Annotated in this window: 15 protein-coding genes; 7 read left to right on the top strand and 8 right to left on the bottom strand. The window is 63.0% G+C overall.

Annotated elements, in window-relative coordinates:
• Positions 1-36: 36 nt before the first annotated feature.
• Together AC1DMA_RS28830 and AC1DMA_RS28825 are read right to left on the bottom strand one after the other, a co-directional pair.
• The gene (locus tag AC1DMA_RS28830) at positions 37-624 is read right to left on the bottom strand and encodes an NAD(P)H-dependent oxidoreductase (protein ID WP_478128940.1); all 588 of its coding nucleotides are present in this window, start codon (positions 622-624) and stop codon (positions 37-39) included.
• Positions 625-747: 123 nt separating this feature from the next.
• On the bottom strand, positions 748-1,434 hold the full coding sequence (locus AC1DMA_RS28825) for a TetR family transcriptional regulator C-terminal domain-containing protein (RefSeq protein ID WP_478146298.1): 687 nt from the start codon (positions 1,432-1,434) through the stop codon (positions 748-750).
• 180 nt (positions 1,435-1,614) lie between these two features.
• On the opposite strand from AC1DMA_RS28825, the gene AC1DMA_RS28820 reads away from it, so the two are divergent.
• Positions 1,615-2,685, top strand: a complete 1,071-nt coding sequence (locus AC1DMA_RS28820; RefSeq protein ID WP_478128942.1) for a type II asparaginase — start codon at positions 1,615-1,617, stop codon at positions 2,683-2,685.
• 119 nt (positions 2,686-2,804) lie between these two features.
• Here AC1DMA_RS28820 and AC1DMA_RS28815 read toward each other — a convergent pair whose 3' ends face one another.
• Positions 2,805-3,188, bottom strand: a complete 384-nt coding sequence (locus tag AC1DMA_RS28815; RefSeq protein WP_478146297.1) for an energy transducer TonB — start codon at positions 3,186-3,188, stop codon at positions 2,805-2,807.
• Positions 3,189-3,296: 108 nt separating this feature from the next.
• Here AC1DMA_RS28815 and glyQ point away from each other — a divergent pair, with 108 nt between their 5' ends.
• Genes glyQ through AC1DMA_RS28790 form a run of 5 tightly spaced genes read left to right on the top strand, consistent with a single transcriptional unit; the run spans position 3,297 to position 8,634 of the window.
• A complete protein-coding gene (gene glyQ / locus AC1DMA_RS28810) occupies positions 3,297-4,202 on the top strand; it encodes a glycine--tRNA ligase subunit alpha (RefSeq protein WP_478146296.1) in 906 nt (301 codons plus the stop codon).
• Positions 4,203-4,205: 3 nt separating this feature from the next.
• Entirely contained in the window at positions 4,206-6,347 is a 2,142-nt protein-coding gene (glyS, locus tag AC1DMA_RS28805) for a glycine--tRNA ligase subunit beta (RefSeq protein WP_478146295.1), read from the top strand.
• 28 nt (positions 6,348-6,375) lie between these two features.
• Positions 6,376-6,951: a D-glycero-beta-D-manno-heptose 1,7-bisphosphate 7-phosphatase gene (gene gmhB, locus AC1DMA_RS28800; RefSeq protein WP_478146294.1), complete on the top strand. Its 576-nt coding sequence runs from the start codon at positions 6,376-6,378 to the stop codon at positions 6,949-6,951.
• Complete coding sequence (locus AC1DMA_RS28795) at positions 6,951-7,721, top strand: lysophospholipid acyltransferase family protein (protein ID WP_478146293.1); 771 nt, start codon at positions 6,951-6,953, stop codon at positions 7,719-7,721. Before gmhB ends, AC1DMA_RS28795 begins: the two co-directional genes overlap by 1 nt.
• A gap of 16 nt (positions 7,722-7,737) precedes the next feature.
• Positions 7,738-8,634 carry a M48 family metallopeptidase gene (locus AC1DMA_RS28790; RefSeq protein WP_478146292.1) on the top strand — a complete coding sequence of 299 codons (897 nt, stop codon included), beginning with the start codon at positions 7,738-7,740 and terminating at the stop codon, positions 8,632-8,634.
• A gap of 7 nt (positions 8,635-8,641) precedes the next feature.
• Here the strand turns inward: AC1DMA_RS28790 and AC1DMA_RS28785 are convergent, their stop codons facing one another.
• From AC1DMA_RS28785 to AC1DMA_RS28775, 3 genes are all read right to left on the bottom strand, one after another.
• The gene (locus AC1DMA_RS28785; RefSeq protein WP_478146291.1) at positions 8,642-8,968 is read right to left on the bottom strand and encodes a hypothetical protein; all 327 of its coding nucleotides are present in this window, start codon (positions 8,966-8,968) and stop codon (positions 8,642-8,644) included.
• 820 nt (positions 8,969-9,788) lie between these two features.
• Positions 9,789-10,358 carry a hypothetical protein gene (locus AC1DMA_RS28780; RefSeq protein WP_478146290.1) on the bottom strand — a complete coding sequence of 190 codons (570 nt, stop codon included), beginning with the start codon at positions 10,356-10,358 and terminating at the stop codon, positions 9,789-9,791.
• Positions 10,355-11,278 carry a hypothetical protein gene (locus tag AC1DMA_RS28775; RefSeq protein WP_478146289.1) on the bottom strand — a complete coding sequence of 308 codons (924 nt, stop codon included), beginning with the start codon at positions 11,276-11,278 and terminating at the stop codon, positions 10,355-10,357. Before AC1DMA_RS28775 ends, AC1DMA_RS28780 begins: the two co-directional genes overlap by 4 nt.
• Before the next feature lie 509 nt (positions 11,279-11,787).
• Here AC1DMA_RS28775 and AC1DMA_RS28770 point away from each other — a divergent pair.
• Positions 11,788-12,249: a hypothetical protein gene (locus AC1DMA_RS28770; RefSeq protein ID WP_478146288.1), complete on the top strand. Its 462-nt coding sequence runs from the start codon at positions 11,788-11,790 to the stop codon at positions 12,247-12,249.
• A 449-nt stretch (positions 12,250-12,698) separates the two neighbouring features.
• Here AC1DMA_RS28770 and AC1DMA_RS28765 read toward each other — a convergent pair whose 3' ends face one another.
• Both AC1DMA_RS28765 and AC1DMA_RS28760 read right to left on the bottom strand, forming a co-directional pair.
• A complete protein-coding gene (locus AC1DMA_RS28765) occupies positions 12,699-13,469 on the bottom strand; it encodes a glucose 1-dehydrogenase (protein ID WP_478146287.1) in 771 nt (256 codons plus the stop codon).
• A gap of 56 nt (positions 13,470-13,525) precedes the next feature.
• Complete coding sequence (locus AC1DMA_RS28760; RefSeq protein WP_478146286.1) at positions 13,526-14,434, bottom strand: pseudouridine synthase; 909 nt, start codon at positions 14,432-14,434, stop codon at positions 13,526-13,528.
• Positions 14,435-14,444 lie beyond the last annotated feature (10 nt).

Here is a 14,444-nt window from a genome sequence, read left to right as displayed (position 1 = left end):
TGAGGCAAAGCGGCAAATTGGGAGTCGTGAAGGCGATCAGGCGAACCGCGCCATCGCCCGTCCGACGCGGTACATGAAGCGCTTCAATTGGGATTCGGTCGCCACATTCATGTGGTAGTGAGCGTGGTAGTCGACGCGCGCCTGCTTGCCGGTCAGGCGGCGCATGTAGCGCGTCACGATCTTGCGTGGCGGGTCGCCCATGTACCAGGCGACCCAGCGCGGGCGGCCGTAAGTGACGACGGCGGAAATGCGCTGGATGTGCGTCAGCATCGGCTTCACGTTGGCGGGGTCGCTCAGGTCAAAGGCCACGCCGGGCATGAAGAGGCGATCGAAGTAGCCCTTGAGCATGGCCGGCAGTCCGAAGCACCAGGTCGGAAAGCAGAACACGATGGCCTGCGCCCACTGCAGCCGCTCGACGTACGGCTTCAGCGGAAGCTGGTTGCTCGGTACATCGTGATAGCCGAGGCGCTCCTCGCGCGAGAGCACGGGATCGAAACCTTCGGCGTACAAATCGCAGTCGTCCACCTCATGGCCCGCGGCGCGCAGGTTGCGAAGCACCTCTTCATGCAGCGCCGCATGGAAGCTGGTTTCGACGGGATGGCAATAGACGACGAGCACTCGCATGGTGTGTTGACCGCTTAATCAGAGCAAGTGGTCAGGTTATGCAAGCGACGTGCCAAATCCTCCGCACCAAATGCGGGACGTCTCCGTCAGTGGGTTTTCACCGCGCCGAGGCCGGAGCCCGGCTCAAGGCGTCCTGATTCCGCAGCCGAGGGTCACGAAGGCGACCAGTTCACGCGCGATCGGCTCGCGATCAATCGGCGCATCGGACGGCAGGCCCAGCATCACTCGCGTTTGCAGTGCGTAGTCGGCATAGCTCTGAGTCATGGCCCAGATGTGCATCAGGAGCAGGCGCGCATCCATCGGCCGCATCAGTCCGCGCGCGATCCAGCCATTGATGACGTCGACCTTCTTTTGTGTCCAGGCGCGCGCGTTCGGCCAGTAGCGTTCCAGGTTGTGGCCGCCATCGAGCACTTCGCGCGTGAAGATGCGCGAGATCTCCGGGTTGTCGAAGGCATGGTCGAGCTTCTTGCGGATGTAGTCGGCCAGCACCGCGCCGGGATCGCCCGCGCGATCCTCGAATGAAAAGACCACCTTCCAGTCGTGCAGCACCTGCATCAGGAGCTCTTCGTAGAGTTCTTCCTTGCCGGGGATGTAGTAGTGCAGCTGCGGCTTGGTCAGCCCGGCGCGCGCCGCGATTGCCTGCGTTGAGGCGCCCTTGAGACCGTGAAGGCTGAATTCGGCAATGGCCGCCGCGCGGATCGCCGCCATGATGCGCTCCCGCCCAGGACGTGCCCGTGCCCGCGCCCGAGCCAGGGGGCCGTTCGGCGCCGGCATCTGGTCGGACACGGAAACGGAGGTGTCGGTCGTCATCGCGCTTGAAACGAAGGATGTCGCCGGCGATGGTAGCGCTTGCCCGAAACCGGTCGCAGTCGCATGCTTCGTGACGCTCGCATGACGGCATGCGTGCTTGGCATCGAGCGGCTGCGCCGTTGGTGTGCGCTTTGGATATCGTCTCGCCGCTTCATCGCACAACCATCAACAGGAGTTCCTATGTACTTCGCCTCCAGATTCCGTGCTTTCGCGGGCGCGGCTGCGCTGCTCGCTGCCAGCGCCATCGCGCACGCGCAGACGGCCTTGCCCAACGTCGTGATCCTTGCAACCGGCGGCACCATCGCCGGCGCCGGTGCGTCGGCGGCCAACAGCGCCACCTACTCGGCGGCCAAAGTGCCAGTCGACAAGCTCATCGCAGGGCTGCCCGAGATTTCCAAGGTGGCGAATGTGCGCGGCGAGCAGGTGTTCCAGGTGGCCTCCGAAAGCCTGACCAACGACAACCTGCTGACCCTCGCCAAGCGCGTGTCGGCGCTGTCCAAGCAGGCCGACGTCGACGGCATCGTGATCACCCACGGCACCGACACGCTCGAAGAAACCGCCTATTTCCTGAGCCTGACGGTGCACACCGCCAAGCCGATCATCGTCGTCGGCTCGATGCGTCCGGGAACCGCGCTGTCAGCCGACGGCGCGCTGAACCTGTTCGATGCAGTGAATGTCGCCGCCAGCAAGGATGCAGTCGGCAAGGGCGTCCTGGTGACCATGAACGACGAGATCCAGAGTGGCCGCGACGTCAGCAAGACGGTCAACATCAAGACGGAAGCCTTCAAGAGCCAGTGGGGTCCGCTCGGGATGATCGTGGAGGGCCGCAATTACTGGTTCCGTGCGCCGGTGAAGCGCCACACCATGCAGTCCGAGTTCGACATCGACAGCATCACCGCGCTGCCGCCGGTGGAGATTGCCTATGGCTACCAGAGCGTTCCGTCGACGGCCATCGACGCGCTTTCCAAGAGCGGCATCAAGGCATTGGTCTATGCCGGTACGGGCAATGGATCGGTGGCCGATCGTCTCGTGCCCGTCCTCCAGAAGGTGCGCGGCGACGGCATCATCGTGATCCGCAGTTCGCGGGTGCCGGACGGCTTCGTGCTGCGCAACGCCGAGCAGCCCGACGACAAGTACGACTGGGTCGTGGCGCACGACCTGCGCCCCGGCAAGGCGCGGATTCTCGCGATGGTCGCCTTGACGAAGACCAGCGACACCAAGGAACTGCAGCGGATCTTCTGGGAGTATTGATACACCCCCAGGCTCGCGCACTTCGTGTCGCTCTCCACCCCCTTGCAGGGGGCGATACCGGCAGACCGGCGGAGCCGGATCTGCGGTATCTCTGGTAGCCCGCCTGGAGACGGTCGTGGTCAGTCCATGGTTGCCTGCGGGGGAGGGGCGGTGATGAAAAAGCGGATGGGTACTTCGCGCCAGACTACGGTGCCGTCGTCGGCAGTGGGTTTGAACTGCCACTTCCAGACTGTCTCGACGGCGGAGCGATCGAGGCGTTCGGAGCCGCTCGACTGCTTGACCTCGACGGCTGCCGGGCGGCCCGCGGGCGTCGTCCGCACGTGCAGGAGCACCATGCCCTGTTCGCCCTTCATGCGGGATTCGGCCGGATAGGGCGCGCTGGGATTGGGCGGGTTGGGTGCCCATTCGCCGGGTTGCGCGCTTGGCGAGGCGCACGCCACCAACAGCGCTGCGGTTGCGCCCGCGATGAGTATCTTCGCGGTTTGCCCATGCTGACGATTCATCGGATCTCCTGTTCTTCAATCCGCAGCATGCTAGCGGCACGAACCAATAAAATGAGCGGTTCGCCGCGTCGGCGGGCTCTTTGCCCTCCTGCGGCCCTCAGGCCCAACATGCTGACTTTTCAACAAATCATTCTCAAGCTTCAGGCCTACTGGGCCGACCAGGGTTGCGCGCTGCTGCAGCCTTACGACATGGAGGTTGGTGCAGGCACTTCGCATACGGCCACCTTTCTTCGCGCGCTCGGGCCGGAGCCGTGGAAGGCAGCGTATGTGCAGCCGAGCCGCCGCCCCAAGGACGGCCGCTACGGCGAGAACCCGAATCGCCTGCAGCACTACTACCAATGCCAGGTGGTGCTGAAGCCGGCGCCGAGCAACATCCTCGAGCTCTATTTGGGTTCACTTGAAGCCCTCGGATTCGACCTGAAGAAGAACGACATCCGCTTCGTCGAGGACGATTGGGAAAACCCCACCCTCGGCGCCTGGGGGCTCGGCTGGGAGGTTTGGCTCAACGGCATGGAGGTGACCCAGTTCACCTATTTCCAGCAGGTCGGCGGCATCGATTGCCGGCCCATCACCGGCGAGATCACATACGGGCTCGAACGCCTCGCGATGTACCTGCAGGGCGTGGACAACATCTACAACCTGACCTGGACCGACGGGCTCACCTACGGCGACGTCTACAAGCAGAACGAGATCGAGCAGTCGACGTACAACTTCGAGCAGAGCGACGCCGACTTCCTCTTCGTCGCCTTTGCCGCGCATGAAAAGCAGGCCAAGCACCTGATGGAAGAAAAGCTCGCGCTGCCGGCCTATGAGCAGGTGCTCAAGGCTGCCCACAGTTTCAACCTGCTGGACGCGCGCGGCGCGATCAGCGTGACCGAGCGCGCGGCCTACATCGGCCGCATCCGAAATCTCGCGCGCAGCGTCGCGCAGAGCTACTACGAAAGCCGCGAGCGGCTCGGGTTTCCGATGGCGCCGCGCGAGTGGGTCGCACAGATCTCGAAGAAGGCGGCCTGAGCGATGACCATCAAGAACAACCTGCTCGTCGAACTCTTCGTCGAGGAACTCCCGCCCAAGGCGCTCAAGAAGCTGGGCGATGCCTTTGCCTCGGTGTTGCGCGATCAACTCGTCGCTGCGGGGCTGGCGGATGCCGGCTCGGTGCTCACGCCTTACGCATCGCCGCGGCGGCTCGCCGCGCATCTGACGAACGTGCTCTCGCAGGCTGCCGACAAGGCGGTCTCGCAGAAGCTCATGCCGGTGGCAGTCGGTCTCGATGCCACGGGCAACCCGACGCCCGCGCTGCTGAAGCGGCTTGCAGCCCTCGGTGCCGACGCGAGTGCGGTGCCCGAGTTGCGGCGCGCGATGGACGGCAAGGCCGAGGCGCTCTTCTTCGAAAGCACTGCCAAGGGCGCGACCCTCGCCGAAGGCCTGCAAAAGGCACTCGCCGAAGCCATCGCCAAGCTGCCGATTCCCAAGGTCATGAGCTATCAGCTTGAAACCGGCTGCGAACTCCCCGGCTGGACCAGCGTGAGCTTCGTGCGTCCGGCGCACGGTCTGGTGGCATTGCACGGTGATGCGGTGGTGCCGGTCGAGGCGCTGGGGCTGAAAGCCGGGCGCGAGACGCACGGCCACCGTTTCGAAGCGTCCGTCGACCCGATCGCCCTGCGCGACGCCAACAGCTATGCCGAAGAGTTGATGGAAGGCGGCGCGGTCATCCCCGGCTTCGAGGCCCGCCGCTTCGAGATCGCGCGCCAACTCGCCGAAGCCGCCGTCAAGGTCGGCGGCGGCACACAGCCGATTCACGACGACGCGCTGCTCGATGAAGTCACGGCATTGGTCGAGCGGCCGAATGTGCTGGTGTGCGAGTTCGAGCGCGAGTTCCTCGACGTGCCGCAGGAGTGCCTCATCCTCACGATGAAGGCCAACCAGAAGTACTTTCCGCTGCTCGATGCTTCCGGCCGCCTGACGAACAAGTTCCTCGTCGTCAGCAACATCCGTCCCGAAGATCCGAGCGCGGTCATCGGCGGCAACGAGCGCGTGGTGCGACCGCGGCTGGCCGACGCCAAGTTCTTCTATGACCAGGATCGAAAGAAGTCGCTGGCTTCACGCGTCGAGTCGCTGGGCAAGGTGGTCTATCACAACAAGCTCGGCACGCAGGGAGCGCGCGTCGAACGCGTGATGCGCATTGCGCGCTCGCTGGCAGAGCGCCTCGGCGACGCCACGCTGGCGCGACAAGCCACGCAGGCCGCGCAACTGGCCAAGGCCGATCTCGTGACCGACATGGTCGGAGAGTTTCCCGAGTTGCAAGGCATCATGGGCCGCTACTACGCGCTGCACGACGGTCTTGACGCCGCAGTGGCCGATGCAATCGAAGACCACTACAGGCCGCGCTTTGCAGGCGACGAGTTGCCGCGCAACATGGTCGGCGTGGTCGTCGCGCTCGCCGACAAGCTCGAAACCCTGGTCGGCATGTTCGGCATCGGCAACCTGCCGACCGGCGACCGCGATCCGTTCGCGCTGCGCCGTCATGCGCTGGGCGTGATCCGGATGCTGATCGAACGCAACTTGCCGCTCGAACTCCGCGCCGTCTTGAGCGAAGCCTTCGCCGCTTTCGGCGCGCCGAAGGCAGGCGATGTCGCGCTGGCCGACCCGACCGACGCGCTCGAAGCCTTCATCTACGACCGCCTCGCCGGGAGCCTGCGCGAGCAGGGCGCCAGCGCGCAGGAAGTCGACGCCGTGCTCGCACCGCGTCCGCAGCGCCTTGGGGAAGTGCCCAAGCTGCTCGCTGCCGTGCGCGCTTTCGCCGCGTTGCCCGAAGCGCCTGCGTTGGCCGCAGCCAACAAGCGCATCGGCAACATCCTCAAGAAGTCACCCGAGGCCGATGCCCACGTGAGCGAACTGCTCCTGCAGGAGACCGCCGAAAAGGCATTGCACGCCGCGATGCAGCGCGTGGTGCCGACCGCCAACGCACAGTTCGATCATGGCGACTACACCGCTTCGCTGCAGACCCTGGCCGCGCTGCGCGATCCAGTCGACGCCTTCTTCGATGGCGTGATGGTGAATGCCGAAGAATCCGACTTGCGGCTCAACCGCCTCGGGCTCCTCATGCTGCTGCACCGGTCCATGAACCGCGTGGCGCAGCTCGAGAGGCTCGCGGCCTAAGGGCTGAAGGGCCGAAGGGCTGAACATCATGAAACTCGTCATCCTCGATCGAAACGGCAGCCTCAACGTCCATCGCGAGGACTTCGTGAAGAGCGATCTTGAGTGGACGCCGCTGCCCGGCGCGCTCGAAGCCGTCGCGAGGCTCAACCACGCGGGTTGGCACGTCGTGATCGCGTCGAACCAATCAGGTCTCGGGCGCGGGCTGTTCGACGTCGTGTCGCTCAACGCGATGCACGCCAAGATGCACAAGATGCTCGCCGCCGTCGGAGGCCGCGTGGACGCGGTGTTCTATTGCCCGCACAGTCCTGACGAAAACTGCGGTTGCCGCAAGCCCAAGCCCGGGCTCTTTCAGCAGATCGGCGAACGCTACGGCGTCGACTTGAGCCAGGTCCCGACCGCTGGCGACAGCTTGCGCGACCTGCAGGCCGGCGCGGCGGCAGGGTGCGAACCGCACCTGCTGCTGACCGGCATGGGCGCCGCCTGCCGCGGCGTGCCGCTGCCGCCCGAATATCCATCCAACACCCGCGTCCACGAAGATCTCCCGGCCTTCGTCGATTTCCTTCTGGACCGCGAAGAAAAAGCCGCTTTGAAGCTGGCCATCTGATGTATCTGATCCGATCCGTGATCCACGCCCTGTGGATGCTCGTCACCGTGGTTCCCTGGGGAATCATCATGTGCGTCAGCTCGCTCTGGAAGCGCGGCATTCCGCTGTACTGGATGGCCGTGCGCTGGCTCAGTTGGGCCATCGGCGGCGCGCGCGTGTTGCTCGGTATTCGCACCCGCGTGACCGGCATGGAAAACCTGCCGACCGATCAGCTCGCCGGCGCCGTGCTCCTGGTCAAGCACCAGTCAACCTACGAGACCTTCCTGATGCCCACGCTGATGCCGCATCCGCTGGCCTTCGTGTTCAAGAAAGAGTTGATCTACGTGCCCTTCTTCGGCTGGGCCATGGCGCGGCTGGACATGATCCATATCGATCGAAGCCAACGCACGCAGGCCTTCAACAAGGTCGTCGCGCAGGGCCGCAAGCTGCTCGAGCAAGGCATCTGGATCATCATGTTCCCCGAAGGGACGCGCATTCCGCGGGGCCAGAAGGGCAACTACAAGACGGGCGGCACGCGGCTGGCCTGCGAGACCGGCGTGCCGGTGATCCCGGTCGCGGTGACCTCGGCCAAGGTCTGGCCGCGCAAGGCTTTCATCAAGCGGCCGGGCGTGGTCGACGTGTCGATCGGCCCCGCCATATCGAGCGTCGGGCGCCGACCCGAAGAACTGATGCGCGAGGTCGAAGCGTGGATCGAAGGCGAAATGCGTCGGCTCGATCCGGAGGCCTATGCCGTTGCAGCAGTGGTGGCACCCACCTCCACCACGGTCTGAGCCTGGCCGACCGGACATGCGCGCTCTCTTGCAGTTCACGCTGGATCTTTTCGATGTTCCCGCAGTCGATGCGCCGCATGCGACCGAACCCAAGCGCGATGCGCCGGTGTCCGGCCCTCATCGGCCTGCTGTTCCCCTGGACGATGCGCTGAGCCCGGCGCGCTTTATCCATCCACGCGCCTCGCGCGAACTGCTTCTTGGCAATGCGCGCGTGGCGTTCGAGTTCACTCGCGGCAAGCGACGCACTATTGGGTTCGTGGTGGGCGCCGAGGGCCTGTCGGTTCGCGCGCCGCGCTGGGTGGCTTTGCGCGATGTCGACGCCGCGGTCGTCGAGAAGTCAGACTGGATCCTGCGCAAGCTGGCCGAGACCCAGCAGCGGCAAGAGCGCCTTGAAGCAGCGCGCATCGATTGGAAGGACGGCGTTTCCTTTCCTTTTCTCGGCGAGCAGGTCGTGGTGCGCCTCGACCCGCATCATGCGTTCGATGGCGTTGGCGCGGTGCTCGATGCATCGGCGGACCACGGGCCTCGCACCCTGCGCGTATCGCTCGCGAACAACGCGACGCCCGCGCAAATCCGCGATGCCGCGCAAGCGTGGCTGATGCGACAGGCGCGGCGCATCTTCATCGAGCGGCTCGACCACTTCGCACCTCAGCTGGGTGTGCGATGGAACAAGCTCTCGTTATCGAATGCCTCCACCCGTTGGGGCAGCGCGAGTGCCGATGGCGCCATCCGGCTGCACTGGCGGCTCGTGCACTTCAGGATGCCGGTCATCGACTATGTGGTCGCGCACGAGCTGAGCCATCTGCGCGTGATGGACCACAGCCCGCGTTTCTGGGAAACCGTCGAAACCGTGGTGCCCGACTATGAGGTGCTGCGCAGGCAGCTCAAGGAAGAGCCAGTCCCGCGCTGGTGAAAGCGCTTCAAACGGATTGAGCCGGCACGCGTTCTGTGGCGAGCAGTGCCATGGTCGCCTTGGCGGTCTGCATTCGGCGCTGGAACTCTGAGTTCACCAAAGCGACAAGAGCTTTCACGTCGAGGTGGCGAACGTCGTCGCTGCGTGAGCCTCGCGCCTGAAGCAACAGGTCGTGGACGCATGTGGCGGCGCAGTAGGCCTCCCTCAATGCGGCGAGCTCGGTGGTGGCCTGCTTGGACAACGCGGCAAGATTGTCTCTGGTCTTGGTGAGCGGGTTATCGCCGCCGTGGGAAACGTTTGGGTGGCGCGCGGGCGCGCAAGTAGGGTGGACCATGAATGGCCTCCAAGGATTGCGGTTTGCTACAACCGCCGCCCTCGCTGTCAAACGATGGCGGCGACTCGAACGGGTTGACAGACCGGGCAATCCAAGGAAAACCGGCGAGCCTCGCGGCTCCCCGCTCGAGCCGCCAAAAACTGGTGGCGCAACGGCGAAGCCGCAGACTCTTTACGGGATGACTGCGGCTTGCGTTCTCAGATTGCTTCGGGCTGTCAAACCCGATCACGCCTTTTTTTGACGTGATGGGCGGAGTATAGCGAGGGGGTGGGGCGCAAGAGAACCACCTGCTCGGTGGTTTGCTGCCGCATCCGCCGACCATTCAATAGCAGGTGTGCGCAGCGTTAGTGGTCGTTCAGGAGTCGTCTCGCCAACGACCGCGTCAGCGGAGTTGGCGATCATGGCAGCCGCAGCGTCGTCGCGCTGTCGGACGCTCCGCGCCTCTTCAGGACCTGCCGTTGCCGGCACCGTATCCGGGTGGCGGATCAGCCAAGTCTGCAGGCCAACGTTAAGGCGGGCCGACTATTGGCCGTCCAGGATGCTTGTCGTCATGGCCGTTACTCGAGAGATAGATTGGGTGAATCAAACCTCGCGCCGTCTCACCTTCGGGAGCATCGGCGGGAGGCACAACGGAAGCAGCACGCCTAAAAGGTTGTTGCGCCCAGGACAAGGAGAGGTAATGCACTGGCGGGGCCGAGCAGGTACTCAGGACCACGACCATGCAATCAGGATTCGAGGGATTGGGGTCAGCGGAAGCACCGAGTGGCGAACTCATTGAGGCGCGCATGATCGGTTGGCTTTCGCCAAGTTGAATGGTTCATCACGCGATCTTCTTCGCGGCTGTAAACCGCGCATTGTTGAACACCGAGTCAAATCCAAGGTAGGGGGCAAAAGCCGCCCGCCGCTTTTCGGGATCGCTGACCTTGAACTCCCTGTGCAAAACTTCAAAGCGAGTGTGCTTTTCCTCAATTTCTCGTCGAAGTATTGGATTCATTGCCATGTTGACATGTCGAGTCTCGGTGAGTCGCACGAGGTTGGAGATGGCCTTGGTCATGCCTTCCAAGTAGCCCTCGATATCTTTGCCGAACAGCCAGTCGGCGAGCTTTCTGTGCTCAAGCATCTTGTTCAAGTCGATGGTGACCGTCTTTTCGCCGCCCTCGTACACGGCATGGGCAATCTCATAGACCGCAGAGTAAAACTCCATCCGCCTCTCAAACAGATCCAGGCGAAGTTTGTCATGGGCAATGTTGCGCATGTCCTGAGCTGTTCGCCACTGCCGGTACTGGATCATGCCGGCGATTGCGGCTGCAACCATTGCGACGAGCACAGTTCCGGCAGCCTTCCAAAAGTCGAGCACCTGTGGGTCGATGGCTTTGATCCATTCGGTCATTTCAAGCGATCCCCTACTTGAGCCAACAGCTTCGATGCCTCGGCACGCAGCTTTTTGGCCTTCGTGGCCGCAGCCTTCTCTTTTAGGATTACCTCAATGGCAAGACGTAGAGTTGGTAGCTCGGAAGCGCACTCTTCCTCAGTGAGCTGGTGAACACCTTTACTCAGAATGCCATAGAGCTGAGGGTGCTCCACCAAGAACGGCGGCAGGTGGTCAGCAAGGATTCTGATCTTCTCGTCGGTGTACCTGTTGTCGAATTCGTTGAGGTCAGTGATGTTGTTCGCAAGTCCGTACTCGTCGCGGGCCTCGTTCAGAAGTTGCTCAAACACACGCCGGTAGTACACGCAGGCTGCAACCGAGAAGCCATGCGCTCCCGTACTGATGGCTTGCACGAATTCGCGCCGCTGCGACATGGTCATGGCGTCCTCAATCTCCTTCAATTCACCGAGCTGGAAGTCTCGCAGCGAAGGCGTCTGCCCGACCTTGGTGATCGTCCACCTGAACTTTAGCTCGCCCGGGCGATCCAGATGAACTGTGAGCGGTCGCATGCCGCTCGCAAAGTACATGTCCACCGAGTGATTGGCACGGGCGCACACCATGCGAAGGGTGAATCGACTGCTCCAATTGAAGGGCGTCAATTTCGCTTCATAGGACTTGAAGACGCTCTTTGGGCTTTCGCTTTCCGCATCCGCGTGAGCTAGGTCATCAGGCAGCGGCGAAGAGCTGAACGTCGAGCTTTTCTTGCACTCAGGGCAATACATGTCATGCCTGAGCTGGAGTAGCCGAAGGTCCTTGGCCTGCGAGCTTGGAGAATCAACTTCGATGACGTGTGATGCATAAAGCTGCAGATCAATCAACGCGGTGTATATCGCGGTAAGTTCTGCCTGCTTCGCTAGCTGCTGTTCCCAGGGCTTGTTCATGTATTTTGCTGCTCCGATGGTGAGGACCGCTCAAAAGCTAAGAAAGAGATTCATCATCATTGCATCGGGTGGGTTCGTCACCCCATGGCGGTCGGTTCAGCTCCGCCGATGTCCTCGGCGGCTTCTTGCCCGCGAGGTCCCATAGCCGCATGCGCAGCGAGAACACCCCGTCACGATATGTGGTGAGCTCGCGTTCCGCTGTTCGCAGCCGAACGGTATTCGTGCCGGATAGCAGACGGACGACAGAGTCCTGTAGCTCCATTGCAAGCACAGCCTCACGGTACGCAGTGATCAAGACCGCAAGCTCTTCGTCGGGCGTGTGTTTCATGCCTGTAATTGTCCGGGATGCAACATTCGGCGTCACGTGGACAAGGCTGTGAATAAGCCGTGATCTTCCGGTGCAGCACGCGGGACAACTTCGGACATTGCCCAGTAGTCCATCACCGAGGTTCATTAGCTTGCCTTTTCGGTGTATATCTGCGAACCCTTGCCACCGCCCAGAGTACGTCATGAAACGCACATCACAAGAAGTTTGGGGTTTGAGGATTGAGTTGCTTGGCCTCATCCTGGCCCTCGGCACGGCGATGTTTCAAGCAGCGATCGTGGATTGGTTCACCGGCTACCAACGTGACTCAATCGCTGTATCCCAAGAGAGCGTCAATCTTGATGTGCTCGCCTCCATTCAACAGCTCGCCCACCTGATCGCCTCGCCCACCGAAGATCTACGGCGGTACGGCGTAGAAAGTGTCGAGCGCAGCACGAGCCACGGGACGAACACTATTGACGAATACCAGCGTCAGCGAAAGCGTGTCACCGAAGGACAGCAGGCAATTTTCGCCAAGATTCGCCTGTGGTTGTTTTTCATTGGTGCGGCTCTTGTCATCCTTGGCAAGTACCTCGTGATGGACCATAAGCACGAGACGGCGCAGCAGGACTCAACGAGGCCGAAAGAGCCATCTGGACCGCCGTGAGCGCCCGTCTTAAGTGGTTGAGTGAGCTCGACAGAACTTTGTGACGAGCTCGGGGCACCGTACGGCTTCACGAGAGCACGTCCCGGTTACACCGAATCGGCTCGGGCATAGCTGCATACATCGGTGCCGGCCCGCGCAGCCGGCCCGAGTGTCGTCAAGAAACTCTGGTCCTTGACGAGCCGGATCCAGATTGGAGGCCCCGACGCTGGTCGAGGATCGGTGACGCGATTTGAAGCGGCGGGGCTATTGTTGAGTTGCTATCAAGAGGTACGCCCAAGACAGCAGCCGTCGGCGCAAGGACGTGCAGGGCATGCCTCCTAAATTCAGCTCCGCGCTACCTGCTTGCTAGCCAGAAGCTGCTAAGCCATTGAGCCGCTATGAAGCATTCAGGCGTGCCGCCTATTCGTGCTGCCCCCTAACGATTCGCAGGCGCCCGCGCCAATGCCCTCTCAACGCGCGTGCGTCACCCCACCGTCCACGATCAGCGTCGAACCGACCACATAGTCGCCAGCCCGCGAAGCCAGGTAGATCGCCGCGCCCGCCATGTCTTCCGGTTCGCCGATCCGACCTGCCGGAATCCGCGCCTTGACTTCATCGCCGTGGTCGCGCGCATCCTTGTTCATGTTGGACGCGAACGCGCCCGGCGCGATCGCGCTCACTGCAATGCGGTCCTGCGCCAACCGCAGCGCCATCCGACGAGTGAGCTGGATCAGCCCCGCCTTGCTCGCGGCATACGAATAGGTCTCTTGCGGATTGACCGAAATGCCGTCGATGGATGCAATGTTGATCACCTTCGCGAGATGGTCTGTCGCAGCCTTCTTGAGCATCGGCGTGAGCGCCTGCGTGAGGAAGAACGGCGCTTTCAGGTTGAGGTCGACCACCTTGTCCCAACCGCTTTCGGGGAATTCTTCGTAAGGCGCGCCCCATGCGGCGCCGGCGTTGTTGACCAGAATGTCGAGCGAGCCTTCGTGCTTGGCGTAGGCGTCCACCAAGGCTTGCGCGCCTTCGATGGTGGACACATCGGCCGGTAGCGAAACGCAATGGCCGAAAGCGGAGAGCTCCTTTGCGGTCTGGTCGCAGGCGTCAGCCTTGCGGGCCGAGATGTAGACGCGCGCGCCTTGCGCCAGAAAGCCTTCGGCGATCATTCGGCCGATGCCGCGCGAGCCGCCGGTGATGAGGGCGGTGCGGCCCTCGAGCGAGAAAAGTTGGGTCGTGTCCATGGTGCGTGTCTCCTGAGTTTCGTGAGCAGCTTAGTGCGACACGCGGCCGAGTGGCGTCACATTGGCGCCACCGGCAGTGCGAGCGACCGCGTACTGGTGAAGCGCCGCTCGATACCGCTCACCGGGTCGCGGAAGCGAACCTCCTTGGCCAGCAGCTGCAACGGTCGGTCGAAGTCGTCACTGCCTTCGGGCAGCAGCAGGGGATAGATGGCGTCGTTCAGGATCGGCATTCCGAGCGCCGCGCAATGCACGCGCAATTGGTGCCTGCGGCCCGTCACCGGCGAGAGGCCGAGATGCGCCCACCCTTCACCAGTCGCCAGCACCTCGATGCGGGTCTCGGCATTGGCCTCCCCCGAGCCCTCTCTCATGCGCATGAAATGATCGTCCGGCTCGAGCCGGCTCCGATGCAAGGCCGGCGGCGCGAAGCCGTCGGCGCGATGCACGACGGCTTCGTATTGCTTGGTGATCGCCCGGTCGGCGAACAATGCGCTGTAGGCGCCACGTGTCGCGCGTTGCACCGAAAACAGCACGATCCCGGCTGTCTCGCGATCGATGCGGTGAACGGGTGCCAGATCTTCGATGCCCAGCTTGCGCTTCAGCCGCACCAGGAGGCTTTCCTGCACGTACTTGCCGACGGGCGTGACGGGCAGGAAATGGGGCTTGTCGACCGCCAACAGGTGCTCATCCTGAAAAAGGATGCGCTCTTCGAACGGAACACGGGGCTCGGCTTCGAGGCTGCGGTAGTAGTAGACGCGCAGCCGCGGCTCATAGGGTCGCGCCTCAGTGACCGGCACGCCGTGCTCGTCGACCACGTCACCGGCCCGCATGCGCGCGTCCCAGGTCGATCGCGGGATCGCCGCGAAGCGCTGCACGAGGAAGGCCGCGATGGTCGGCCAGTCGCCGTCCGGCAGAGAGACGCAGCTTGCACCGACGCCATCTCGCATGGGCAACGGCAAGGCGCGCATAAGTCGCGAG

The organism is Variovorax sp. 05N34, from assembly GCF_056397405.1.
This window is presented reverse-complemented; position numbering and strand designations above follow the sequence as displayed.